We start from the raw sequence: 23,858 nt of genomic DNA on the forward strand, positions 1-23,858 counted from the left end.
GGACTACTCGGGTATGCGATTGGGAATAAACACCGAAAAAATACACCCTTGTGGTTCGGCATCGTCAATGGTAACAAAACCACAGGATTGTGTAACATATTGATGAACCAAATATAATCCAATGCCATGCTGACTTTTATCGGTTTTGCTGGTCACCCCTTTTTTCCAGATGTCGTCGCGCTGTTCATCTTTTAACCCCGTGCCATTATCGGTGACCTCAATCACCAAATCTTCACCTGCATCGGAAAGCAAAATACCCACCTTACGGCTGCTTTGCGGGTGGTTTTGCGTGCTTTCAAACGCGTTGTCAATTAAGTTACCAATAATGGCGCACAGCTCACTTTCAGATAGGTGACCATGAAGGGCGCTTAACTGGCAAGTCGGATCGAAAATAAGTTCGATGTTGAGCTCTTTAGCGCGAAAAGATTTGCCCAGTAGTAGCCCGGCCACTTGCGATAGGTGAATGCGCTGAGAGATAAAGTCGAGGATTTGTTGTTTATTATCGTTTTCTTGGGCAATCAGCGACTGTGCCTCATCATGTTTACCCATTTGGATAAGGCCGGCGATGGTCGCCAAGCGGTTGGAAAACTCATGGCGTTGTACTCGCAGATTGTCGCTGTATTGTTTGATTTGGGTCAGGTCAGCGGTTAACGAGTAGATCTCGTCTTTGGCGCGAAAACTTATCACCCAACCTGTAAGTTGCTGTTTATCAAAAATGGCGACTCGGTTAGCAATCAAACTGTGTTCGTTGATACGCACCATTTCATCGCGCAGGTTGTCTTCGAGCGGCGAGCGAAAAAAGAAGTCGCAATGAGAGACAAATTCCATGATTTGTCGGTTTTTTAGATAATCGATACCCTGAGAGATGGCCAGAACCTTGCGCGCTGAGTCATTAATATCAAGAAAGTACCCTTTTTTATCAATCGCAATCACGCCTTCATAGACGGAGCTTAAAATGGACTTTTGCACGTTGAGGGCGAGGGCTATTTGATCGGGCTCCATGCCATACATTTGTTTTTGAATATGGCGAGAAAACGCCCATGAAGCAATCAAGGTCAGCAGCAAGACGATGAAGATTTCAATAAGCAGTGGTTGCATGTACACGTCGAGCCATTGTTCGAAACGATTGAGCAAGTAGCCGACCGAAACCACACCGATAATTTGCTGCTCTTCATTGATAATCGGGGTTTTACCACGTAAGCCATAACCTAGGCTGCCTTGCCTTAATGTCACATAGGATTCACCGCGTTCTAACGCTCCGGCGTTGTCTCCTCCTTGCATGGGCAGGCCAAGGCGATCGGGCTTAGGGTGGGCGAGTCGAATGCCCTGATCATCGCCCACCACAATAAAACTCGCATCGGAGATTTTGGCCAATCTATCGATTAAATGGGAGACGGCTTGCGTATCTTTATTTTCCACGTGTGCAATCAAAGCCGGGTCGGAGGCAATCTCTTTGGCTTGGATTAATGCCCGTGTGCCGACTTGGTGTTTAATTGACTGATAAAGGGTATTGTCAAAATGCCACACAATCACCACCACTTGTAGCAGCAATAGGCTCAATAAGAGTAAAAATATTTTGGTGCGAAAGGCCATTGATTTCATGGGTGAGGTTGCCGTGTCATTGTATTAAAATCGTTTTTTATCATGAGGTAATGGTTCATCTCGTGCAAATATGAACAGGGGGTAGCATAGTGGAAAGTGGGGCGCTGCATTGTGATGGCTTGCACTTTTTATTACTGAAAGTAAAAAAAGTGCCCACTTATTATGCCAAAGTACACGGTTTGGCGACAGCGGCGCGCAAAAAAGGCGCTTAAGCAAAAGTTGCAGTTAAGCGCCGATTGATTGACAGTATGGTACTGGGTTTACTTACACAGTGTTTCGTTGACCGCAGCAGGGCGTTTTCGCTGTCTTAAAAAACCAAGTATAGGCAGAGCAATCGAGAGAACAATCACCGCAATCAAGGCTTGAGAAATACCGGATTGAGCAAAGGTATCGAGGTTTTGATTGGCAATGCGAAACGCTTGACGAAAAGACTGTTCCATCTGGCTGCCGACAATCGCTGCTAAGATCATCGGTGCGGTGGGGATGTTTACTCTCCCCATGATAACGCCAGCAATGCCCAGTAAGATTAAGATATAAAAGTCCATCACTGAAGCGCTGATGGCATAGCAACCGACAAAGGCCAACCCCAACACAATCGGGTAGAGGACTTGAGCCGGAATGGCCAACAATCGAACCAAAACACCAGCCAAAGGGATGTTGACGAACGCCAAGATGATATTGGCGACAAACATACTGGCAATCAAACCCCACGCCGTTTCTGGGTATTGAGTAAACAACAATGGCCCAGGTTGAATGCCGAGCATGAGCAAGGCGCCCATCATCACCGCCGTGGTGCCCGAGCCCGGTACGCCAAGAGAAAGCATAGGGATCATCGCGCCAATCGAAGCGGCATTGTTGGCTGACTCAGGGGCGGCGAGTCCTTCAATGGCCCCTTGGCCAAACTCTTCTTTTTGCTTTGAAAGTTGCTTTTCGTTGTTGTAGCACATCAGAGATGCCATGGTGCCGCCTGCACCGGGCAAAGCGCCGATGATAAAGCCGACCGGAGCACTGCGTAGAATGGGCCATTTTGACCGTTGCCACTCGGGTTTGGAAATCCATATTTTTTTGAATTTGGTCTGTACTTTTTTGCTGCCATCGCTGAGTGTTTTAAAGCTTTTAAACACTTCACCCATGGCGTAAATACCAATGATGACGACCAAAAAATCAATACCGGTTTGCAACTCTAGATTACCAAAGGTAAAGCGCTGTAAGCCCGATTGCCCATCAATGCCCACGGTAGAAATCGCCAGGCCTAAACACATGGACAAGAAGCCTTTGAGCATATTGCCTTTCGACATCGAAATCGTCATGGTTAAGGCTGCTACCATGAGTAAAAAATACTCCGCAGGGCCAAATTTAATCGCAAAACTCGCCACCGGCTCAGCCAATAACGTCATGAGCACTGCGGCAATGGTACCGCCTATTAACGAGGCAATGGCGGAAATGGCCAATGCAGACTCAGCGCGTCCTTTCATCGCCATTGGGTAGCCATCGAAGGTGGCCGCTAGGGCCGCGCCATCACCGGGTGTGTTGATCAAAATGGAGCTGCGCGAGCCACCAAACATGGCACCGATGTATACACCGGTCATGGTGATCAGCGACGCGGTTGGTCCCATCGAAAAGGTCATTGGCAATAACACCGCCACACCGGTGGCGGGACCAAGCCCTGGCAACATGCCAATCACGGTTCCTAAAATACCGCCAAATGTGATCAGAAAAAGGTAATAAGGCTGTAACGCAACACCAAAACCATTGATTAAATTATTAAAAATATCCATCATGATTTGGCTCCATTAATTGATAAAGGGAAAAGAGGGCAAGTTCACTGCCAGCAATTGGTTAAAGATGAGGTAAACACCAAGCGCAAACACCAAGGCAATAAACGCGTTCTTTTTCCACTTTGCCGCGCCACAGGTGACCATCAACATGGCAAACATAAACACAAAGGTACTTAACACGTAGCCTAAGTGCTCGAAGGTGGCGGCATAAATTAAGCTGATCACACAAGTAATGGCGATTTTTCGGCGGTTGTTTTTGTGTTGCTCACTCTCGTTAAGCAGAGAGCGAATGGCCAACCAAGAAGGGCGTAGGCCGCCTTTAACGATCAGCAATCCGCCGATAAAGATGGCAATGGCAGCGATGGCGAGCGGCATAAAAATCGCTTCAAGAGGGTTGCCAAACATAGGTTGTGGCAAAGCAAGCGCATAGCCGCCATAGGCACAACCAAAGGCGATACTAAACAGGCCGGTTACGCCATCCCAGTTAGCACGCTCAGAGGAAGAAGCTTGATTCGATTGCACAGACATAAGATGCCTCATTATGATTTGGGAAAAGAGGAAAGCTGCCATTCACAGCTTTCCGTGGTAGAGAATAGAAGATTAACGACCAAACACTTCTTTGATCAGAGACTTGTATTGCTCGTTGGTCTTAGCTAAAAACGCGTTGAAAGCGTGGTCATCTTGATAGGCGTCATCCCAGCCATTGCGTTTTACTGCCGCTTGCCACTCCGGTGTTTTGACCATTTTGGCAATCGCATCGCGCCAATAGCTGACCGCTTGCTCTGGCATGTCTTTTGGGGCAAACAAACCACGCCAGTTTTCAAACGTCACGTCGATGCCACTTTCTTTTACTGTTGGGATCTCGGCAATACTGCCTTCGCCAATTCGCTTGTCCGCGGTTTGGGCTAAGGCATGCAATTTACCGCTTTTGACCAATTCGGCGACATCACCTAAGCCGGTTGAAATCAAATCGACATGGCCGCCCAGTGCTTGAGCGACCAGGCTACCGTCTTGGAACGACACATAATCAATTTGACGAAGGTCGTTGACGCCAGCCGCTTTCGCCACGAGTAAAAATTGGATGTGATCCATCGAGCCCGCCGTTGACGTGCCGCCAATTTTGACCGATTTAGGATCGGCCTTAAGGGCGTCCATCACTTCTTTGATGGTTTTGTATTGAGAGTTTTCTGGTACCACAAAAGCCGCATAGTCGGTGATCAAGCGTGCAATCGGGGTGGTGTCTTTATAGCTGTATTGAGTCAACCCAGTGAGATTGGTTAGTAAAATGGGCGGTGAGTAAACAGAAATTAGGTTGCCTTTGCCTTGCTGGGTTTGCATGTAAGCAAGGTTGACGGCACCACCGCCACCGGGACGGTTGGTCACCGGTAAGTTACTGCTGACAATGCCGGTGTCTTTGAGTGTTTTGGCGACGGTTCGTATGGTGAGGTCCCAGCCGCCCCCAGCGCCACTTGGGGCAACCATGTTGATGGTTTTTGGCGGGTAGTCAGCGGCCTGAGCGTTATTCAAACTCATCATTGAAGAGAGGGCAAATAAAGTGGCAATTATCGTTTTTCTCGCTTTCAGCATCATAAAATCCTTTTGTAATGTCGTTTTGTTGTTTGACACGTGAGGGGAACAGCGCATTATTATTTTGTCGTCAGCGCTAAACCTAACGTCCTTAAAGTGATTAGGCTTTGAGAACTGTTATTTTTGTTAAGACGCATTTATTCGATATATCAATTGGTTAAATAAAATCCAATCAAATATGTTAAATAAATGTTTCTTGGTGGTCATGATAAAGAGGTCGAGAAAAACGAAATGCGAGCCGGAGCAATTTACATCAATAAATTAATGGCGCTTATGGTTTTTATGGCGTTAATGGCTCGCTCTCTACTTATGTTGTTGATTTTTAATAAGAGGTAAGGGGGCCTGTCGATGGTGGCTTGACGATTAAAGCCTTTTTTTGTGACCTGGCATTGATTTTTTTACCGTGACAGAGCGCGCCATACCCGCGAGTCCGTTTACTGCTGTTTATTTCAATGGCAAGAGTCAGACTCAATATTGAACCTAAATCTCACCATTGAAATTACTCATGACTCGGACTCTAAGCCCTCGTATCGGTGTGACAAAAGGGCGTGAACACTTTGTCCTTCTCGCGTTTTTTATACTTTGAATTGTTCAACCAAGTTCTTTAATTCTATAGAGAAGCGCGCGATGGATTCACTTGAGCTACGGGTTTGTTTACCGGCCTGAGCGCTTTCTTGAGAGACTTGTTTGACTTGGGTGATGCTGTGATTGATTTCTTGGCTGATTTGGGTTTGCTGATCAGAAATCGCGGCGATGTCGGCGTTTAACACCTTCATTTTTGAGATGACTTGGGCAATGTTTTCCAATGAGTCGTGGGTATTTTCTGCTTGTCCAACGCATTGTTGTGCCAAAGCTTGACCTTGACTCATCACATTAACGGTGTCGGTGGTACCGGTTTGCAGTTTTTCAATGATTGACTGGATCTCTTGGGTTGAGTGTCGAGTCCTTTCGGCAAGAGATCGCACTTCATCCGCGACGACGGCAAAGCCTCGGCCATGCTCCCCAGCGCGTGCGGATTCTATCGCTGCATTCAACGCTAATAAGTTGGTCTGTTCGGCAATCGATGTAATGACATCTAAAATCGACGTGATATTTTGCGTGTCCTGCTCGACTTGCGCCAGTTGACTTGAAGACTGATTGACACTGCCGACTAATTGATGAATAGAAGTCATCGACTCAGACATGATGACCGCGCCTGATTTGGCTTCCCGGTCCGCTTGAGTCGCACTTTGCGAGGCTAACTTGGCGTGCTCGGTGATCTCAAGTACAGACGACGACAAGGTTTTTATCGATTCCGCGACTTGGTTGGTTTCCTTCTCTTGAGCGATGATCCCTTGTGTGGTTTGCTCGGTGACAGCGGATAACTGGCTCGACTCAAACGCCAGTTTTTCACTCGCACTTGAGATGGTGGATATCATGGTACGCAATTGTTGCGCGGTATTTTTGATCGCCTCGATCAGCAATCCCGTTTCATCTCGGTTGATGGCCTGTACCTTGAGGGTGAGATCGCCATTGGCCAGTTGATTGGCGGCGTTAACGGCGAGCTTGATTGGCTTGGTGATTTGCAGGCTGAGCCAATAGGCCGACCCCATTCCGACCAGTAAGGCAAACACCGCCAAGGCAACCGAGTAATTGATGCTCATGTGGTTGGTGTGTTTGATGGCATGACCAAGCTGAGTTTGATCATCCAAAATAAAGGTCATCGTTTGGTTGATTTGTTCACTTAGCTCCGGACCTAGACTGTCGAGGGTGCTTTTAATGACGCTATCACGTTGAGCGATCATCGTTTGCATCGCTTGCAAACTGGCGACGTAACCTTGATGAGCGAGGCGAAACTTTTCCAGTAATTCGCTCATTTCTTCTCGGTTTAAGTACATATTTAAGTCGTTCAAATCTTGCTGGATTTTTTCATTGTTAACGGTACTTAGCGCGCTCTCGAAATCTTGGGCTTGCCCGGATTGATAAAATTGCACCGCCTCTAGTTGCCCTGAAAGCAGCGTTTTTTGAATTTGCGCGGCATAGTAAGCGGATTCACTCTCGCTTTCATCGTAAGCCAGATAGATGATGGTGTTTATGATCTCATTCATCGTATCACCGCGCACCAGCAATTGTTGTTGGTAGGTGTTGGCGATGGATTTGATGAGGTCAATCACCTGATTCACACCGTGATGGTAGGTTGTGAGGGAGTGGTCGATGGCGGCCAACAGCGCTTTTTTCTGTGGGTGAGAAGTGGTTTGTTGCAGTGTCGCGAGCGCGTCTTTGATTGCGTCTCTGTTTTGTTGGTATTTGGGCAACTCTTGCTCATTGTGTGTGGCGAGATACCCGCGAAGGTGGGTCCGCATCATTAAAATATCGGCTTGTAAATGCCGAGCGGTATCGATTTGTTCGGCAAAATCTTGATACTGATTCATGCCTTGATTGGCTTTGTTGAGCGCTGTGGTATTCATGAGCAGCGCAAGCGCCAAAATAATTAAAACCACAAAGAAACTCAGCGCAATTTTTTTGCCGATGGTTAGTTTTATTCCCATAAGTCATCCGTTACTTATACATACAGTCGTTTTCTGCGCGTTTTGAACACCCTGGGTGAACGCTCGCATCCCGTTAAATGAACAAGCAAAATTTGTGCAAAGTGTCACAAATTTTCCTTATTGTGGGAATGAGGATAGTCAACAATTGCATGTGGGAAATAGAGCCATAATCAAACTTTTATGGGCCACTAAAAATACGGGGTGGATGCACCAAATCAAGGCGTTAGTTGCACTATTGTTAAGGCGATAAGCAAACGGCAAGGATAGACTATCGTACCCCTAGTTCAGTTCTGTTAAACTGACGGTTATTGACAATCCGTGTTGGTTACTCGGCATGGTTATTATCTATTACTTACTCTCGCGAGTTTATGAGGTTAGTCTTACCATGACTGATGAAGAAAGAATTGAGTTACAAAAAAATAATCCATTACACGGGTTAAAATTAGAAACCTTGCTTGAAGAGCTGGTGGACTTTTACGGTTGGGATATTCTTGATACGGCGATGCGCTTTAATTGCTTTCACACCAATCCGTCGATTGCGAGTAGCGTCAAGTATTTAAAGAAAACCCAATGGGCGCGAGAGAAAATAGAAAACTTTTATCTGTACCGTTTTAAGCGTATGCCACGTGCATCGAACGAAGAGTTTGCCTTGCCGCCGCGCGCGCGCACCTTCCCGCACGGCCTCAAACCCAAGCAACCAATGGAATTGACCGTCGACTCCATTTTGGCCTCGCAAGCGAAAGCGGCTTCTGCCCACAAAGAGCGCAGTAAACTACGTTAATCATTGCGCTTTTGCCTTCGTGTTAAACAAGCGCGGTGGTAAAGGCGTTTCCCCACCAAGAGGAAAGAACACCATGAGCCAAGAGCAACCTAATAACCCGCTGCACGGCTTAACGCTGGAAAAGATTTTGGTTCGCTTGCAAGAGCACTATGGCTGGCAAGGCCTAGATGCGCAAATTCAAATCAATTGCTTTTACAGTAACCCGTCGATTAAATCCTCGCTTAAATTTTTGCGCCGGACACAGTGGGCGAGAGATAAAGTCGAAGCCTTATATATAGAAACGTTTTGCCGTTAGTTTCTATCACCTTCTGATTCAATTCTATATTTTCCTTTTCATGGCTGTGTTCCTGCCTTTAACTATTGGGGTTGGCAAAGCATATAAATCACCGTCGCCGCCAAACACAGCGCCAAGCCGCGATTGAGCAAAGCCGCCTGTTGCTGTGAGGCGATGATTGATTTGAGTGCCGAACCAAAATAAGCCCAGAGCGATGTACACAAAGCGGTGATGGTGATAAATACCGTAATAATGAGAGTAACTTGCATGACATAGTGGTCACTGATTTGGATAAATTGTGCAAATACTGTCATGGCGGCAATCCAGGCTTTGGGGTTCAAAATTTGGATCAAAGCCCCGGCCAGTAGCCCTTGAGCGGCTTGTTCTGGCTGTTCGTTATCTATTTTTAATCGCGCGATACTCCACGCGGTATACAGCAGATACACAGCCCCTAAGTATTTCAAAATTTCAAACACCTGAGGGTAATGACTCATCAGGTTGTACAAGCCGGCACTGGCACCAACAAATACCACCAAAACGCCTAATGATGTACCGGCGACAAAGGGCAATGCAGCGACAAAACCGTAGCGATTGGCAATACTCAGCAAAGTGAGGTTACCTGCGCCTGGGGTTATGGTCATCGAAACGGCAAAGATCAAAAAAGCGATAAAAATTTGTGTGTCCATGAGGCGAGAGTCACTTGTTAGTGGTGGTATAAGGTTTATTTACGTTTTATTTTATGCAAATAGAGAGGAAGAACTTTGCTTTATCCTTTATAATTTTACCACCTTTAAAAAGAATCTTGCTCAATTTATTATGAATAAGAAAGAAACTTCTCATGAAGTGTTAGATGATACTGATGTATCGATTCTCAAAGCTTTGCAGACCGACGGCCGTATTAGCAACAGTAAGCTCTCTGAAAAGGTGCACTTGAGTGAAACGCCTTGTTGGCGTCGCTTAAAGCGGCTTGAAGAGCAAGAGTACATCAGTGAATATACGGCGGTGCTCAATCGCAAAAAGCTCGGTTTTTCTGTGGTCGGATTTACCTTGGTCAGTTTGGGCAGCCACGATATAAAAAACACCGATATTTTTGAGCAATTTGTCGCGCAAAGTGATTGGATTCCCTTGTGTCATTGCATTGCTGGCGGGGCGGATTATATTGTTCAAGTCATCGCCAAAGACTTGGATCAGTACTACGACCGCATCAGTGAACTAAGGCGAGTTCAAGGCGTCACAGCGCTGCACTCCAACATTTCAGTCAAGGAAATTAAGCATACTCACACCATTCCTTTGTCTGATACCAATCTCACCTAAAAGAAAGTTACCCATTGGTAAAGTCAGGATGCAATGGCGGCGTTAGTAGTGCTGCTGCTTGCGACTTGCTACACTCAAGGGTCTGATAAACAATGAAAGTGGATATCTATGGTCAATCACTTGGACGAATACGACAACAAAATTTTACAGCTGTTACAAGACAACGGCCGCCTGACCAATCAAGAGTTGAGCGCGTTGGTTGGACTTTCCCCTTCACAGTGCTCTCGTCGTCGAATTAATCTAGAAAATCAGAATCTTATCTTGGGTTATTATGCCCGTTTATCCCCAAGCGCTCTCAAGCAAAATGTCGTTGCAATGATTGAAGTGAAACTGCTGAGTCATGAAGCAGATAAAACACAACGCTTTTTGCAATTTGTCAGTGATGAATCGGCGATTCTCGATGCGTTTAAAACCACCGGTGATGCCGATTATTTGATTAAGTGTGTGGTCTCTGATTTAGATACGCTCAACCAGTTGATCAATCGCATTTTTATCACTCAATTAATTGCTCATATCAAAACCTCGGTGGTCCTTGAGCGAGTAAAAGAGCACGGCTGTCTAGTGAACGGCTAGGTCGATTGCACCAAAATCGACATCCACCTTTCACAATTTGGTGCAAAATTTAGCTAATGGTGCATGAAGCGCTCGTATTTTAAAAATATTTGCACACAATGCTCGTTTTGGTAATAATTACGCACAAATTGAGCTTTGGAGGGATAAGGATGTCAGAAGTGGTATTGAACAAGACGAGCCATAAGTGGTTTGAAGATGCCATTGCGTTGTTGATGGGCACGAGTTTGGTTGCCTTCGGCGTGATGTGTTTAAAGCAATTGGGTATGGTCACTGGTGGTACTGCAGGGCTGTCACTGTTTTTGAGTTATCACACTCATATCGAGTTTGGTACGCTGTTTTTTCTGATCAATTTGCCTTTTTATTATTTGGCGGCGCGCCGAATGGGATGGTTGTTTTGTCTTAAGACCTTTACCGCCGTCGGTTTAGTGTCGTTTATTACCAATACCCAAGGGCAATTAATAGAGATCAGTTCACTCAATCCTATTTATGCCGCGATTTTTGGTGGGTTTTTATTTGGTGCCGGCTTTATTATTTTGTTCCGCCACAAAGCGAGTTTGGGTGGCTTTAATATTTTAGCCCTGTATTTACAAGATAAGTTTGGCTGGCGTGCTGGTTGGTTGTTGATGGGGATCGATGTCACCATCATGCTGGTGTCTTTGTCGGTTGTGGGTCCTTATGAGCTGGTCTTATCGATTCTTTGCGGCTTGATTCTCAATTTAATCATTGCCTTAAACCACCGTTCAGACCGTTATTTGGTTTAAAGACTGAACCCTTATCTGGCACCCGTTGGTGTGTCGAATTCACGGTTAATTAAGCGACTTTTAACGCCTAGCCGCACCAAGGGTTAGGCGTTTTTTTTTGCCGGTAAAATCGTTACCTCAATCACTGAGAAGAGTGGGTAAGCGCTTCGCCTAACAAGCCAAAATACTCTTGTAAGGCTTGATGAATGATGACTCGATGCGCTTGATCGGGATAAATGTGACCTTGTTTGGCTTCGGTTGTGCCCGACACCAAGTAAGCGTTGTTGATGTCCGAGCAAGATTCAACGGCGGCTTCAAACGCCCTTGCCATCATCTCGGTCGGTCGAGAAAAGTAATCACATTGCATAGCTTGGTCGGCAGAGACGCTGCGCGCGACATAATCGTGTCTATCTTGGCCATCTTGGCTTAACAATGTGGCATCAAAAATGCGCACCAGTCTTTGATTGAGTGGGTGAGGCCTGAGTGGCGCGTGATGTAACCAACAGTCGCTGGCAAAGACTATTTTTTTCTGAGGGCCTGAACGCTTGCCAATGGCAAAGGCTTTTTCGGCGATATAGTGATCAAACGCGTGCCAAAATTCGTGAGCAAGTGCCCCAGCGCCGGCATTCTTGGCCAGCGCTAACTCTCGCTGGTTAGGCGCGTAGTGCGCTTGTACGCCAGGTTGCCCACCGGTGCCAAACGCCAATCCCAGTGTGCCACGAAGGCCAATCGCGTGGGGAGGCAGTGCCAATAAGTAAGCCAAATCAGCCAAAGAGTCAAAAATCAAATTTGCGGCCAATTGCTTTTCTTCACGGGTGACCCACTTACCCACTCGAATGCTCCCCAAACCAAAGGTGTGTTTGATGTCCAAAAAAGAGACGGGATCACCGTGGCGGTAATCGGGCCCGCGACGAGTGTGATATTTAAATCGTGTCAGTTGCAAATTGTGCCTTTACGCGCTGAGTTGAGTCGGTTCGATGTGAACTTTATTTCGCCATTATAGCGGATCTTGTGCTGTGATTTCACTGTAGTGACAGAGCCATGTGCTTAGCCATATTGGGTAAGATCGCATTAATTTACCCAAGTGATATAAAATTGATTTAATTTAAAGTATAAATGCTAGTGTGGATATAACTCAGCGGTAGAATAAAAATAAACCGCCAAGTCGTGCCCGTTTATTGTCAATAATCAGCAAAAAATCATCAAAGGATAAAAATGCGATGGAAAATACCGACCAAGTTGAATTAAGTCAACGTGATTTAAGTTTACGTACCCATGCTATTGCGGTGTATATCATCATGTTAGCGGGCATGTTGTTATCGGGAGGGCTGATCTCCATCGCCGGCTTAATTTGGGCTTATGTGAAGCGTTCTGATGCAGAAGGCAGTATTTATTTTAGTCACTTTAGTAATGCCATCCGCACCTTTTGGATCAGTGTTTTGCTGGTGATCATCGGAATTGTGACCTTTTTCCTTGGCATTGGTTGGATTATTGCCATCGTTGCCGCGGTGTACAGTTTATTTAAATACATCAAGGGGCTAATTCGCGTTATCGACAATAAAGTCTTTGATTAATATTGTTTTTATCTCGTATTCATCACAAGACTTTTGGGTTAACCGACTTAGATCTGCACTAGAACGGTGCGAAAGGTGTATTGTTGTGATGAATATCAAATAAAAAAGGGGAATTAGGGCTATGCTATTGGCCTGATTTGTTTGTTAACTTACTGTTTCTTAAAGTTTTAAGTGTCACTTTCGCTTATCATGTAATTTGGAACAGATATTGCTCTTTAACGGTTAAAGAAAGTTGTACAGATCGGAAAAGACTTCTGAGTCTGTTTTTCGCCGTTAAAGAGGATATCCATGACCGCCAGTTTTCGTCATCAGCACGGATCGCAGATCTATACCTTCCACTCCTTAGCCGAACTCATGGCAAAGGCGACACCAGAGCGCTCTGGCGATATGCTAGCTGGCGTGAGCGCAGAGTCTGCTGCCGAGCGTGTCGTCGCACAAATGACGTTGGCCGATGTGCCACTAAACACTTTTCTCAATGAAAGTGTGATTCCTTATGAAAGTGATGAGATCACGCGCTTGATTATTGACAGCCATGATCGCCAAGCCTTTGCCCCTATTGCCCATTTAACTGTCGGCGACTTTCGCAATTGGCTATTGAGTGAGCAAGCCGATAGCAATATGTTGCAAAAAATTCGCGCCGGGGTCACCCCTGAAATGGCAGCGGCAGTCAGTAAAATCATGCGCAATCAAGATTTAATTGCCGTGGCGAAAAAATGCCAAGTAACAACCGCTTTTCGCAACACCATAGGTTTGCCGCAGCGTTTGTCGACCCGTTTGCAACCCAATCATCCCACCGATTCTTTAAATGGGATTGCTGCCACTATTTTCGATGGTTTGATGTACGGCAATGGGGACGCTGTGATTGGCATCAATCCTGCGACCGATAACGTGCCACAAGCCATTAAGTTGATGCAATTAATGGACGACGTTATTTCTCATTATCAGATCCCGACGCAGTCCTGTGTACTCACTCATGTGACCAATACCATTGAGGCCATCAACCTAGGTGCGCCCGTGGATTTGGTGTTTCAGTCGATTGGTGGCACACAGGGAACCAATGACAGTTTTGGCGTTGATTTAGCCGTGCTAAAGGAAGCAAACGAAGCCGCACTTTCACTCAAGCGCGGCAGTGTCGGCAATAATGTGATGTATTTTGAGACCGGACAAGGCACAGCTTTGTCGGCCAATGCCTATCATGGGGTCGACCAACAAACCTGTGAGGCGAGGGCGTATGCTGTGGCTCGGCAGTTTGATCCGTTACTGGTCAATACCGTGGTGGGGTTTATCGGCCCTGAGTACCTATTCGACGGCAAGCAAATCATTCGGGCGGGGCTTGAGGATCACTTTTGCGGCAAATTACTCGGTTTGCCGATGGGTTGTGATATTTGTTACACCAATCACGCTTACGCCGATCAAAACGATATGGACAACTTACTCACCTTGCTCGGTGTTGCGGAATGCTCGTTTATTATGGGTATTCCGGGTTCGGATGACATCATGCTCAACTATCAAACCACCTCGTTTCACGATGCTTTGTACGCACGCAAAGTGCTGGGCTTAAAGCCCGCGCCAGAGTTTGAACGTTGGCTTTTACAGATGGGAATTTTTGATGATGTCGAGCAGGTGCGCTTAACTAAGCGTCTTGACGGCTCGTTTGCTAAGACTCTGGAAAAACTCAACCGAGGGACGGCGCATGGCTAAATCGACACCGTCTCAACCGAACTCGTATGAGGTTGCTGAGAGCTCAGACACCGTGGTTGACAACCCTTGGCAATCGTTGCGTGATTTTACCTCGGCGCGCATTGCATTAGGGCGTTGTGGTAATAGTATACCGACCAAACAGTTACTCGCTTTTCAGCTCGATCACGCTCAAGCAATGGATGCCGTTCATTGCCCATTAGACGATGGAAAATTACTCGATGCCTTACTTCAAGATCCGGTGATTGCGAATGCGACCCTATCTGAGCCCTTGGTGGTTGAGAGCCGAGTCACCGACCGGCTGATGTATCTGCAACGTCCCGATTTAGGTCGTCAATTAAATGAGGCGAGTTGGCAGCAATTAACGCAAGTTGCAGCGCAATACCGCCGCAGTCCGGATTTAGCGATAGTGATCGCCGATGGTTTATCGTCGGTCGCCATCGCTGACCACGCCTTGCCTTTTCTTCAGCGTTTGATTCAAACACTGACCACCGATCAAACTACGCCTTGGCAGTTAGCACCGATTACGATAGTTAAGCAAGGTCGAGTGGCGGTTGGCGATGACGTGGCGGAGTGCTTGAAGGCCAAAATGGTGTTGGTTTTAATCGGTGAGCGTCCGGGCTTAAGCTCGCCCGACAGCATGGGGTTGTATCTCACGTGGGGAGCGAAACGCGGGTTTAAAGACTCACAACGCAACTGTATTTCCAATATTCGCCCGGAGGGCCTCAACTATGATGATGCTTGTCAGCGTGCCATGTACTTATTGCTAGAGGCGCGCAAATTGAGTCTGTCGGGGATCCATCTGAAAGACCGGTCAGTGATGAGTGAGGAGAGCGAAAGCCATCTTGACGATAAAGAAAAGGGTAATTTTTTAATTTCACCACAGTAAAAGGATTTACTATGTCGACACACAATGAATATTTGGCTAAGCGCCAACTGAAAAGAGGCACCGCCGGCTGGCTATTGTTAGCTGGGCTGGGCGTGTCCTATGTGATCTCTGGCGATTTTGCCGGGTGGAACTTTGGTATTGGGCAAGCTGGCTGGGGCGGTTTTATTTTAGCGGCCATTGCGATGGCAGTGATGTACTTTACCTTGGTTTTATCGCTGGCTGAAATGTCGGCGGCGATCCCTGCCGCGGGAGGGGGTTATAGCTTTGCTCGTCAGGCTATGGGGCCAACAGGTGGCTTTATGACAGGCCTTGCAGTGTTGATTGAATACGCTCTGGCTCCGGCGGCGATCGTGATTTTTATCGGTTCGGCGGTCAATGAATTACTCGGCCTCGATGGGCCTTTGGTGTACGCGATTTTCTATGCTGCTTTTATCGCTATCCATCTTGCTGGCGTGGGCGAAGCGCTCAAAGTGATGATGGTGATCAGCGCACTTGCGGTATTGGCCATTATTGTCACGGCCGTGGCATTAGTGGGCGATTTTGACAGTCAGAACCTCTTTGATATTGCCCCGGCTACGTCACAAGCGAGTGAATTCTTGCCTTTTGGTTGGTATGGGGTTTGGGCGGCGTTGCCTTTTGCGATGTGGCTGTTTTTGGCCGTAGAAGGCGTCCCTCTGGCGGCGGAAGAAGCGAAAAATCCAGCTCAAGATGTGCCGAAAGGCATTATCGGCGCCATGGTGTTTTTGTTGGTGACCGCCGTTCTTGTGGTGTTTTTGCTCGCTGGCGCAGTGGGTTCCTCAGTGATTGGCGACAGTGCAGTTCCCTTAGTTGATGCACTCAAACTGACTGGCAGTCCTACCTTAGCAACCATGGTTAACGTCTTGGGGTTAGCAGGCTTAATTGCGTCGTTTTTCTCCATTATCTACGGTTATAGTCGCTTGGTGTTTGCCTTGTCTCGCGCTGGCTATTTACCGCAAAGCCTATCATTGACCAATGAGAAAAAGGTGCCGGCTCGCGCTTTAATTGTGCCAGGGGTTTTTGGCTTCTTGGTGTCGTTAACTGGAGAAGGGGATTTGATTTTGGCGATGGCTGTGGTCGGTGCGACGGTCTCTTACGCGTTAATGTCACTCAGTCATATTTTATTGCGCGTTCGCCAACCTGATTTGCCACGTCCTTACAAAACGCCCGGCGGTGTATTGACTTCTGGCGTATCCTTGGCGTTGTCTTTGATTGCACTAACCGGCGTATATGCCTTTGACCCTTCAGCCTTTTTCATGACATTGGGGCTCTTTATCATTGGTGGGGCTTACTATGCACTTTATAGCCGTAACAAGTTAGTGGCTCAATCGGCAGAGGAGGAGTTTGCCATGTTAAGTGCTGCTGAGCAGGATCTCGAGGCCAAAGCGAGTTAAGGCTATTTGTTTGGCTGTTTACCGGCCAGACACTTTTTAAGGCCGCAATCAATGCGGCTTTTTTTTCTCTGATTTCGGTGTTAAAAGCCATTGTTTGATATAATGTCTGTCGTGTGATTTTTTGCTCTACAGCAACAGTTAAACAAGGAATATCATGAAATTATATATTTATGAGCATTGTCCATTTTGTGCTCGAGTTGCGTTTGTCGCCAATGCATTGAATCTAGATCTTGAATACCAAGTCGTCGATTACGCTGATGCCAACACCTTGATTGACTTAATTGGCAAAAAAATGGTGCCAGTGTTAGAAAAAGACGATGGCACAGTGATGGCAGAAAGTTTGGACATTATTGCTTTGTTTATCGAGCAAGCGGGTCTGGATACCACACATCAACCCAGTGAGGCGGTGCTGGCTTTTCAACAACAGGCCTTTCCTTTAGTACAAGGTATTGGTTACCCAAGATACACCCGTCTGGGGCTAAAAGAATACCCGACTCAAGCCAGTCACGAGGCGTGGCGAGCGAAAAAAGAAACCCCAGAACTGAATTTTGAGCGTCTTTTGGCAGAGACGGACCACTTAGTCTCTCAGGTAAACGAGCGATTGGTGTCTGCACAGCAGTTATTGGAAATCGAACAGGGGCAATCAGCACTGAGCTTAGTCGATCAAGCGGTGATGTTTTCATTATTGCGAGTGTTTTACGCCGAATCGAGTATTGAGTGGCCTGAAGACTTGCAGCAATGGATGGAAAAGAACGCGGCGAAAGAAGGGGCAACCTTATTGCGAGCCTAGTTCCGTTGTTACTTCATGGCCAATGGGTTACGAAGAAGCAGACATAAAAAAAGATGGCCGAGGCCATCTTTTTTTGCGATCTTATTGCGATGCTTATTCGTACTCAGTCGCGTAAGTTTCTTCGTACGTGTGAGAGTAAAGCTCAAACAAGTTGCCAAACGGGTCTTCTAGGTAAACCATTTTTGCAGGCTTGTTGTCATCTTCTGGGTGGTAACGCATGATGTCCATACGAACCTTACCGCCAAACTCTTCTGTGCGAGCAATCGCAGCTTCGAAGTCGTCAGTTTGTAAGCAGAAGTGGAAGATACCAATGCGTGAGAAGTCGACTTCATGGCGCTCTTGACGCTCTTTCATTTCGAACAACTCAACACCAATGCCGTCAGTCGTTACTAGGTGGGCAATGTTAAAGCCTTTAAATCCTTCACCGAACACGGCAATACACATACGGCCAATCGCGGTTTCTCTTTCTTCGATAACTTTAGTGTTATCCATCACAATGCTAAGGCCAAGGGCTTTGGTATAAAACTCTACCGCTTTATCCATGTCGCCAACCATAATACCAACGTGATTCATTTTCATAACTGTCTCCAAATAATGGGTTTTGATTTGATGTGAAAGAGTATATGAATGATTATTGATGATTAAAAATTATGGTTTTTTATTGTTGTAATAATTTTTTGTTATCAAAGGTTGGGTTGAGCATTGGTATTTATAGGTTGTTGAAAGCGAAGATAAATGATCATGTTTACCGAGAACAATGCGCTCGGTATTCAAATAAAACCGGCAAAAATAACTCTTTGGTGATGTTCGTGATAAGGGAAAAGGCGGTGTTTGAGGCTTGGCGAAAATTGAGTGTTTGTCGCCGTTGTTTGGATGACTGACGTAAGGTACTTGAGTCAACTTCGGCATGGCGACGTGGAGGACAACGATGAGTGATTCAATCTAAATATAGATAGGAAGACCTTTTGGGGTGTCGACTTGCCTCACCGATAAATGCGTGTGAATATCTTTGACACTGGTGATTTTGTGCAGTTTGCGCGTGAAGGCTTCATAACCATTGAGGTGCGCGGTGACCACTTCCAATAAATAATCATAAGCGCCAGAAACCACATGGGCTCTGATCACTTCTGGCATATTTGCCAATTCATCTTCAAAACTTTGAATCGATTTTTCTTGATGATTGTTCAAACTGACCTCGACAAAAAAGGTCATGGCAATGCCGACTCTCTCTTTGTTGACATTGGCTTGGTAATCATTGATGTATCCCTCGTCTTCTAAGCGCTTGAGACGCCTTGCGCAAGGAGAAGGCGATAAGCCGACTCGTTCAGATAACTCGGCGGTTGATAGGCGTCCTTCTTGTTGTAACACTTCAAGGATATGACGATCAATTCTGTCCACTTTATTTACGCCTTTTTCAGTTAAAAATTGATGATAATTTAGTGGTTTCCGCTAATTAACCTTATACATCTTACTTTATTTGCCAATTAAAAGCGCTGTTTTTAGTCAATAATTACATTCTACTTTCAACGTTAGGATGAAGCTGTTATGAGTATAAGCCTTGAATATGGTGAAACTTCGGAAAAACACAAAGGCTTGTCACCAAAGATAAAAGGCTACGGTGCCATGGTGTTGGTGCTGGTGATTTGGTCTGGGTTTGCTTTGACAGTTCGATCCATTACGAGCTCACCACTCACTATGGTTGATGTTGCTTTGATTCGGTTTTCGACGTCGTTATTGATTTTAGCGCCTTTTATTAAGACTCACTTTCGGGCTATTTGGGCTTTGAGGATCAGTGATTGGCTATTGATTTTATTGGGGGGAGCGCCGTTTTTGTTCTTGGCGTCTATAGGGGCTAGCAGCACGCCAACGGCTTATGTTGGCAGTATTCTAGCGGGTACGCCTCCCTTATTGATCGCTATCTGCAGCTTTATTGTTTATCGAAAAAGGCCGACAGGACTACAACTGATGGCGTTGTTGTCTATTGCCATAGGTATCTTAGTGATGATTGCAGGTGGGCATTCACATACTCAATTAAGTCATGGTGTGGTGGTATTACTCGGGGCTGCTTGGTTATGGGCGGGTTACACCTTTGGGCTAAAAAGAGTTGGGCTTCATCCGATTGCGGCGGCCATTGTTCTTGCTGCGTCTTCTTTAGTGGTGACGGGATGTGTTTTACTTTTTAATCTATCGCCCAGTCATTTAGGTGATTTTTCTTTTCAACAGGCATTGCCTTATGGGATAGTTCAAGGTATTGGGGTTGGCGTGATCTCCACCATCAGTTTTTGTTATGCAGTACAGCAGTTAGGTTCTCAAATCGCGGCCACTTTCGGTGCTATGTCACCAGGGTTGACGGCACTGCTTGCCATGGTCTTTTTTAATGAGCCATTATCATTTTTGATGTTAGTGGGGATAGGATTAACCGCGGTTGGCGTGCTATTGACCAGCCGTGTTATCGATTTTTCACAGGGAGAAAATCATTCATGTTAGAAAATTTACCATCAATTAGCAGTGATCCGCTGTTTGATTTAATACGGAAATACGGTCAAGACCAACGAACCGAAAAAATGGATCTCTTGGTTGGTGTCTATCGCGATGAACACGGACAAACACCGGTGATGAAGAAGGTGCAGCAAGCCGAGCAGTTTTTGGCTGCACAAGCAACCTCGAAAGCCTATCGCATTTTGTCTGGCAATTTGACCTTTAACCAGCAAATGGCCAAATTTCTGCTTGGTGATGATCACCCGCGTCTTAACAGTCAGTGGACGATGCAAACGGTGGGGGCTTCAGCAGCGTTACGTGTCTTAGGGGATTTTATCGCCCAATTGTCACCACAAGCCACTGTGTGGAACACTGAGCCAGGTTACATTAACCACCGTCCAATTATGGAAGGTGCTGGGCTAAACGTCAGTTCATTTCGCTGGCAAAACAAAGAGGGTCAATTGGATATTGAAGCCTGTTTCGCCGATCTGGAAGCCGCGAAAGAAGGCGATATTTTATTGCTGCACGGGTGTTGTCATAACCCCACGGGCATTGATCCTACCTTTGAACAATGGCAGCAGTTCTCGACGCTTTGCCAACAGAAAAAGTTGATCCCATTTATCGATATTGCTTATCAAGGCTTCGGTGCCACGCCTGAAGAAGACGCGGCAGGACTTCGTTTGATGATCGATGAGCATGAACAAGTGTTAGTCACCGCGAGTTGCTCAAAAAATATGGGCTTGTATTGTGAGCGTACTGGGGTGGCGATGGTGATGGCGTCTAAACCTGAGCAGGTTAGCGATGTTCGAGCGGTTATGGAGCGTATTACCCGCAAACTTTATTCTATGCCTCCTCATCATGGCTCGGCCATTGCGAGCTATTTATTTGACGATCCTCAGCCTTGGCTTGAGGAGTTGGCTAGCTATCGTCAGCGTGTTATCGAAACGCGTCAAACCCTTTGTCACGAGTTTGAAGCGCTTGGTGCGCCGAGTGAATGGCAAGCGATCGCCAATCAAAAAGGCATGTTTTCACTGCTGCCACTGACGCCTGAGCAAATGGGCCGTCTACAATCTGAATTTGGCATTTATGGGTTGCCCAATGGGCGTGTCAACCTAGCGGGTCTAAAACCGTCTGACATTGCGACTCTCGCCCAAGCCATGGTGGCGGTGTGTTAGTGCTTAGTCGATAACATTCAATAATTCAGCGCTGGTGAGCGGACTGGCGCTGTTGTAATCGCTTCTTTCCTGATTCAACATTATTCGAGCGGCCACTCATTTTCTGTGATGATTTTTTCCTTGATTAGAGCACTTCGTCGCTGCTTAATTTTATCTTTTAGTTCGTCACGTATTAATCGAATGGCTGGAGAAATGAGTTGTCGACTTGGCAAAACTAACCACATTTCTGTGAGTGGAATTTGATATTCAGGCATAATTCTTATCAAGCGCCTCTCAAGTAAATCATCGGCGATATCGATCATCGATTTTTTGGCAATACCTACGCCATCAACACTCCAACGGCGAACAATATCGCCATCATTTACCGCTCGATTGCCAGATACTCTCACTCGATAATGCTGCCCTTCGCGATAAAAGTCCCAAATATCGTGGATAGTGTCGTAAAGTTTGTAGTGTAGAGTATTGTGATCAACCAGTTCATTGGGATGCGTTGGGAGATCGTTTTTTTCAAAATATAAGGGTGAAGCACATAAGGAATGCGGGATATTACAAATTTTAAAACCGTGTAAATTGAGTTCTTTTACTGTTTCTTTGGTCATTGCTCTTAACGCGACATCAACACCGTCGCGATAAAAGTCTGCTCGGCTGTCACTGACATGTAACCTCAAAATGATTTCTGGGTGTTGTTCTAAACAGGAATTAAGTAACTCGCGCATCAAGTTACGTCCCATTTCTGAAGACATGGCCATGCGAATATCGCCGCGAATAGTTTGTTGTTCTTCGTTGATTAAGGACTGCCCTTGCTGCAATAGCGCCAAGGCTTGCTGACAAAGAGGAAGGAACTGTTCACCCTCAGGTGTCAGTCGAATCTTACGTGTTGTGCGAATGAAAATCTGCGTTCCTAGGCTTTGCTCAATGCGTTTTAAGGCAATACTGGCTGCTGAGGAGCTAATATTAAGCTGCTGGGCTGCCAAGGTGATCGATTGCAACTCTGCAATGACTAAAACGGCCTTCAAATCAGAAATTTTCAAATTGTTCATGATGATTATCCGTGTTTTTACAAAAGTGTTTTCAAGATGAACCCATTTATCAAATTAAACCTGAAACCTATGATATTCGCCATATCAATAAGAGAGGTTTGGTTATGAAAAATAAATTGTTTATCACCACAATGGCGTTGAGCGCTGGCGTTTTTTCTTTCAATGCTTTGGCCGCTGAGCCAAGTGGCAAAGTTATCGCAGCGGATGACATTGAATGGGGTTACCTCAATCCCTTAAGAGGGGCGCTTAGTCCTGGTGCTGCTGATTTATGGGGTGACCGTACTACTGACAGCGCGACGGGGATGTTAGTTCGTTTTAATAAAGGATTTGAATCGCCACCTCACATTCACAATATTACTTATCGCGGGATTGTTATTGATGGATTGATGCATAACGATGATCCCAAAGCCGAAAAAATGTGGATGCCAGCTGGTTCATTTTGGACTCAACCTGCCGGCGAAGACCATACAACAGCTGCAAATGGTGAGCATAACTTAATTTATTTGGAAATCGATTCTGGACCATACCTGGTCAAGCCATCGAAAGAGCAGTTTGACAATGGCGAGCGTCCATTAAACTTACATCGAGACAATATTGTTTGGCTGGACAATAGCGATTTACATCAAATTGATAGTCAAGGCGTAAAAGCGACGTATGTCTGGGGCAGCAGTGCCGACATGGGCGGTTCTATGGTAAAGCTACCGGCTGGGTTTCGAGGCAATATTGTCACTCAAGCATCCGAATTTAAAGCGGTGATCATCTCCGGGGATCTTGATTATCAGTCTTCGCTTCAGTCACAGACACAAACACTGGCTCCAGGTAGTTTTATTGAGTCAAGTGATAAGGTTGAACACCAGTTTGAAAATAAGAGTGATAAAGAAGCGATTGTCTATATTCGAACCAATCAAGCTTATCAAGTGAAGGACCGTTAATCCGGTGGTTTGATCTTTTTACTTTAATAAACCCAATGACAACGAGGACTGCGAGTGTGACGTCATCGTTGTCATATAACCAGTAGATGATCAGTATGAAAAGAGTTAAAGCAGCTTGGATTGCTCACTTGTTACCTGCGAGCTTATTTTTTGTGAGCGCATTACTGTACAGCCATGCGATTTCTGCCGAGGATGTTGATTCAAACACGCCGCAAGTTGCAGAGCTTGAATGGGCCGATCTTATCCCCGAGGGCGAAAGAGTGAAAGCCAACGCCGAGGCGGGCAAACCCGTCGATCATAGTGGGTTAAGTGCCTTACAAGCTAGGGTGGGATCGATACGTCCTGAATTGAGTGGCCAACAAGTTCGTATTCCTGGTTTCGTGATTCCATTGGAAGTGAATGGCGAGACCCTGTCTGAGTTCTTATTAGTGCCTTTTTATGGTGCTTGTATTCACGTTCCGCCACCGCCGCCAAATCAAATTATTCACGTGAAGTTTGCCAAGGGAACACCGCTAAAAGATCTGTGGGATTTGGTCTATATTACGGGAACGATCAATGCTGAGAGTTCAATTGATGCTACATTGGGTATTGAATCGGGATACCAAATAGACGGTGCGATATTGGATAGCTATACCCCGTCGTAGCCGAGGTTAGCCGTCGAACCCGGGGCGAATCTATTTTGTCAGCACTAGT

General features: G+C 46.1%; 24 protein-coding genes. 14 read left to right on the top strand and 10 right to left on the bottom strand.

Annotation, left to right across the window (positions count from 1 at the left end):
* Positions 1-3: 3 nt before the first annotated feature.
* The 5 genes from AB0763_RS05155 to AB0763_RS05175 all read right to left on the bottom strand — a co-directional run bounded on the left by AB0763_RS05155 (position 4) and on the right by AB0763_RS05175 (position 7,495).
* A complete protein-coding gene (locus AB0763_RS05155) occupies positions 4-1,602 on the bottom strand; it encodes a sensor histidine kinase (RefSeq protein WP_306101313.1) in 1,599 nt (532 codons plus the stop codon).
* Positions 1,603-1,862: 260 nt separating this feature from the next.
* Positions 1,863-3,383: a tripartite tricarboxylate transporter permease gene (locus AB0763_RS05160; RefSeq protein WP_306101312.1), complete on the bottom strand. Its 1,521-nt coding sequence runs from the start codon at positions 3,381-3,383 to the stop codon at positions 1,863-1,865.
* A gap of 12 nt (positions 3,384-3,395) precedes the next feature.
* The gene (locus AB0763_RS05165) at positions 3,396-3,908 is read right to left on the bottom strand and encodes a tripartite tricarboxylate transporter TctB family protein (RefSeq protein ID WP_306101311.1); all 513 of its coding nucleotides are present in this window, start codon (positions 3,906-3,908) and stop codon (positions 3,396-3,398) included.
* 72 nt (positions 3,909-3,980) lie between these two features.
* The gene (locus AB0763_RS05170; RefSeq protein ID WP_306101310.1) at positions 3,981-4,970 is read right to left on the bottom strand and encodes a tripartite tricarboxylate transporter substrate binding protein; all 990 of its coding nucleotides are present in this window, start codon (positions 4,968-4,970) and stop codon (positions 3,981-3,983) included.
* A gap of 572 nt (positions 4,971-5,542) precedes the next feature.
* Positions 5,543-7,495 carry a methyl-accepting chemotaxis protein gene (locus tag AB0763_RS05175; RefSeq protein WP_306101309.1) on the bottom strand — a complete coding sequence of 651 codons (1,953 nt, stop codon included), beginning with the start codon at positions 7,493-7,495 and terminating at the stop codon, positions 5,543-5,545.
* A gap of 385 nt (positions 7,496-7,880) precedes the next feature.
* Here AB0763_RS05175 and AB0763_RS05180 point away from each other — a divergent pair, with 385 nt between their 5' ends.
* A complete protein-coding gene (locus AB0763_RS05180; protein ID WP_306101308.1) occupies positions 7,881-8,276 on the top strand; it encodes a VF530 family DNA-binding protein in 396 nt (131 codons plus the stop codon).
* Between the two features lie 73 nt (positions 8,277-8,349).
* On the top strand, positions 8,350-8,571 hold the full coding sequence (locus tag AB0763_RS05185; RefSeq protein WP_306101307.1) for a VF530 family protein: 222 nt from the start codon (positions 8,350-8,352) through the stop codon (positions 8,569-8,571).
* Positions 8,572-8,633: 62 nt separating this feature from the next.
* On the opposite strand, the gene AB0763_RS05190 is transcribed toward AB0763_RS05185, so the two are convergent.
* Positions 8,634-9,236 (bottom strand): LysE family translocator, encoded by a 603-nt coding sequence (locus AB0763_RS05190; RefSeq protein WP_306101306.1) that lies wholly within the window; start codon positions 9,234-9,236, stop codon positions 8,634-8,636.
* A 130-nt stretch (positions 9,237-9,366) separates the two neighbouring features.
* On the opposite strand from AB0763_RS05190, the gene AB0763_RS05195 reads away from it, so the two are divergent.
* The 3 genes from AB0763_RS05195 to AB0763_RS05205 all read left to right on the top strand — a co-directional run bounded on the left by AB0763_RS05195 (position 9,367) and on the right by AB0763_RS05205 (position 11,198).
* The gene (locus AB0763_RS05195; RefSeq protein WP_306101305.1) at positions 9,367-9,864 is read left to right on the top strand and encodes an Lrp/AsnC family transcriptional regulator; all 498 of its coding nucleotides are present in this window, start codon (positions 9,367-9,369) and stop codon (positions 9,862-9,864) included.
* Between the two features lie 108 nt (positions 9,865-9,972).
* Positions 9,973-10,437, top strand: coding sequence for an Lrp/AsnC family transcriptional regulator (locus AB0763_RS05200; protein ID WP_306101304.1), 465 nt, complete (start codon positions 9,973-9,975; stop codon positions 10,435-10,437).
* A gap of 149 nt (positions 10,438-10,586) precedes the next feature.
* The gene (locus AB0763_RS05205) at positions 10,587-11,198 is read left to right on the top strand and encodes a YitT family protein (protein ID WP_306101303.1); all 612 of its coding nucleotides are present in this window, start codon (positions 10,587-10,589) and stop codon (positions 11,196-11,198) included.
* Positions 11,199-11,319: 121 nt separating this feature from the next.
* On the opposite strand, the gene AB0763_RS05210 is transcribed toward AB0763_RS05205, so the two are convergent.
* Entirely contained in the window at positions 11,320-12,120 is an 801-nt protein-coding gene (locus AB0763_RS05210) for a CLCA_X family protein (RefSeq protein WP_306101302.1), read from the bottom strand.
* Between the two features lie 277 nt (positions 12,121-12,397).
* On the opposite strand from AB0763_RS05210, the gene AB0763_RS05215 reads away from it, so the two are divergent.
* From AB0763_RS05215 to grxB, 5 genes are all read left to right on the top strand, one after another.
* Complete coding sequence (locus AB0763_RS05215) at positions 12,398-12,751, top strand: hypothetical protein (protein WP_306101301.1); 354 nt, start codon at positions 12,398-12,400, stop codon at positions 12,749-12,751.
* 288 nt (positions 12,752-13,039) lie between these two features.
* Positions 13,040-14,452: an ethanolamine ammonia-lyase subunit EutB gene (locus AB0763_RS05220; RefSeq protein ID WP_306101300.1), complete on the top strand. Its 1,413-nt coding sequence runs from the start codon at positions 13,040-13,042 to the stop codon at positions 14,450-14,452.
* Positions 14,445-15,338: an ethanolamine ammonia-lyase subunit EutC gene (gene eutC / locus AB0763_RS05225; RefSeq protein WP_306101299.1), complete on the top strand. Its 894-nt coding sequence runs from the start codon at positions 14,445-14,447 to the stop codon at positions 15,336-15,338. The genes AB0763_RS05220 and eutC overlap by 8 nt, the downstream gene beginning before the upstream one ends.
* An 11-nt stretch (positions 15,339-15,349) precedes the next feature.
* Positions 15,350-16,750, top strand: a complete 1,401-nt coding sequence (eat, locus tag AB0763_RS05230) for an ethanolamine permease (protein WP_306101298.1) — start codon at positions 15,350-15,352, stop codon at positions 16,748-16,750.
* Between the two features lie 154 nt (positions 16,751-16,904).
* Entirely contained in the window at positions 16,905-17,540 is a 636-nt protein-coding gene (gene grxB / locus AB0763_RS05235; RefSeq protein ID WP_306101297.1) for a glutaredoxin 2, read from the top strand.
* 93 nt (positions 17,541-17,633) lie between these two features.
* Here the strand turns inward: grxB and AB0763_RS05240 are convergent, their stop codons facing one another.
* On the bottom strand, positions 17,634-18,119 hold the full coding sequence (locus AB0763_RS05240) for a VOC family protein (protein WP_306101296.1): 486 nt from the start codon (positions 18,117-18,119) through the stop codon (positions 17,634-17,636).
* Between the two features lie 363 nt (positions 18,120-18,482).
* Positions 18,483-18,938, bottom strand: coding sequence for an Lrp/AsnC family transcriptional regulator (locus AB0763_RS05245; protein WP_306101295.1), 456 nt, complete (start codon positions 18,936-18,938; stop codon positions 18,483-18,485).
* 147 nt (positions 18,939-19,085) lie between these two features.
* On the opposite strand from AB0763_RS05245, the gene AB0763_RS05250 reads away from it, so the two are divergent.
* Positions 19,086-20,027: a DMT family transporter gene (locus AB0763_RS05250; RefSeq protein WP_306101294.1), complete on the top strand. Its 942-nt coding sequence runs from the start codon at positions 19,086-19,088 to the stop codon at positions 20,025-20,027.
* On the top strand, positions 20,021-21,193 hold the full coding sequence (locus AB0763_RS05255) for an aromatic amino acid transaminase (RefSeq protein WP_306101293.1): 1,173 nt from the start codon (positions 20,021-20,023) through the stop codon (positions 21,191-21,193). The genes AB0763_RS05250 and AB0763_RS05255 overlap by 7 nt, the downstream gene beginning before the upstream one ends.
* Before the next feature lie 80 nt (positions 21,194-21,273).
* Here the strand turns inward: AB0763_RS05255 and AB0763_RS05260 are convergent, their stop codons facing one another.
* Positions 21,274-22,233, bottom strand: coding sequence for a LysR family transcriptional regulator (locus tag AB0763_RS05260; protein ID WP_306101292.1), 960 nt, complete (start codon positions 22,231-22,233; stop codon positions 21,274-21,276).
* A 104-nt stretch (positions 22,234-22,337) separates the two neighbouring features.
* Between AB0763_RS05260 and AB0763_RS05265 the strand changes: the two genes are divergently transcribed.
* Both AB0763_RS05265 and AB0763_RS05270 read left to right on the top strand, forming a co-directional pair.
* Positions 22,338-23,165: a DUF4437 domain-containing protein gene (locus AB0763_RS05265; protein WP_306101291.1), complete on the top strand. Its 828-nt coding sequence runs from the start codon at positions 22,338-22,340 to the stop codon at positions 23,163-23,165.
* Positions 23,166-23,260: 95 nt separating this feature from the next.
* A complete protein-coding gene (locus AB0763_RS05270) occupies positions 23,261-23,809 on the top strand; it encodes a DUF3299 domain-containing protein (RefSeq protein ID WP_306101290.1) in 549 nt (182 codons plus the stop codon).
* Positions 23,810-23,858 lie beyond the last annotated feature (49 nt).

It is taken from the genome of Vibrio sp. HB236076, from assembly GCF_040957575.1.
In the GTDB taxonomy this organism is placed as follows: Bacteria; Pseudomonadota; Gammaproteobacteria; order Enterobacterales; family Vibrionaceae; genus Vibrio.

Bases quoted from the DNA above. Each gene is read 5' to 3' on its own strand.
- AB0763_RS05155 (WP_306101313.1), bottom strand. From the start codon at position 1,602: ATGAAATCAATGGCCTTTCGCACCAAAATATTTTTACTCTTATTGAGC.
- AB0763_RS05160 (WP_306101312.1), bottom strand. From the start codon at position 3,383: ATGATGGATATTTTTAATAATTTAATCAATGGTTTTGGTGTTGCGTTA.
- AB0763_RS05165 (WP_306101311.1), bottom strand. From the start codon at position 3,908: ATGTCTGTGCAATCGAATCAAGCTTCTTCCTCTGAGCGTGCTAACTGG.
- AB0763_RS05170 (WP_306101310.1), bottom strand. From the start codon at position 4,970: ATGATGCTGAAAGCGAGAAAAACGATAATTGCCACTTTATTTGCCCTC.
- AB0763_RS05175 (WP_306101309.1), bottom strand. From the start codon at position 7,495: ATGGGAATAAAACTAACCATCGGCAAAAAAATTGCGCTGAGTTTCTTT.
- AB0763_RS05180 (WP_306101308.1), top strand. From the start codon at position 7,881: ATGACTGATGAAGAAAGAATTGAGTTACAAAAAAATAATCCATTACAC.
- AB0763_RS05185 (WP_306101307.1), top strand. From the start codon at position 8,350: ATGAGCCAAGAGCAACCTAATAACCCGCTGCACGGCTTAACGCTGGAA.
- AB0763_RS05190 (WP_306101306.1), bottom strand. From the start codon at position 9,236: ATGGACACACAAATTTTTATCGCTTTTTTGATCTTTGCCGTTTCGATG.
- AB0763_RS05195 (WP_306101305.1), top strand. From the start codon at position 9,367: ATGAATAAGAAAGAAACTTCTCATGAAGTGTTAGATGATACTGATGTA.
- AB0763_RS05200 (WP_306101304.1), top strand. From the start codon at position 9,973: ATGGTCAATCACTTGGACGAATACGACAACAAAATTTTACAGCTGTTA.
- AB0763_RS05205 (WP_306101303.1), top strand. From the start codon at position 10,587: ATGTCAGAAGTGGTATTGAACAAGACGAGCCATAAGTGGTTTGAAGAT.
- AB0763_RS05215 (WP_306101301.1), top strand. From the start codon at position 12,398: ATGGAAAATACCGACCAAGTTGAATTAAGTCAACGTGATTTAAGTTTA.
- AB0763_RS05220 (WP_306101300.1), top strand. From the start codon at position 13,040: ATGACCGCCAGTTTTCGTCATCAGCACGGATCGCAGATCTATACCTTC.
- eutC (WP_306101299.1), top strand. From the start codon at position 14,445: ATGGCTAAATCGACACCGTCTCAACCGAACTCGTATGAGGTTGCTGAG.
- eat (WP_306101298.1), top strand. From the start codon at position 15,350: ATGTCGACACACAATGAATATTTGGCTAAGCGCCAACTGAAAAGAGGC.
- grxB (WP_306101297.1), top strand. From the start codon at position 16,905: ATGAAATTATATATTTATGAGCATTGTCCATTTTGTGCTCGAGTTGCG.
- AB0763_RS05240 (WP_306101296.1), bottom strand. From the start codon at position 18,119: ATGAAAATGAATCACGTTGGTATTATGGTTGGCGACATGGATAAAGCG.
- AB0763_RS05250 (WP_306101294.1), top strand. From the start codon at position 19,086: ATGAGTATAAGCCTTGAATATGGTGAAACTTCGGAAAAACACAAAGGC.
- AB0763_RS05255 (WP_306101293.1), top strand. From the start codon at position 20,021: ATGTTAGAAAATTTACCATCAATTAGCAGTGATCCGCTGTTTGATTTA.
- AB0763_RS05260 (WP_306101292.1), bottom strand. From the start codon at position 22,233: ATGAACAATTTGAAAATTTCTGATTTGAAGGCCGTTTTAGTCATTGCA.
- AB0763_RS05265 (WP_306101291.1), top strand. From the start codon at position 22,338: ATGAAAAATAAATTGTTTATCACCACAATGGCGTTGAGCGCTGGCGTT.
- AB0763_RS05270 (WP_306101290.1), top strand. From the start codon at position 23,261: ATGAAAAGAGTTAAAGCAGCTTGGATTGCTCACTTGTTACCTGCGAGC.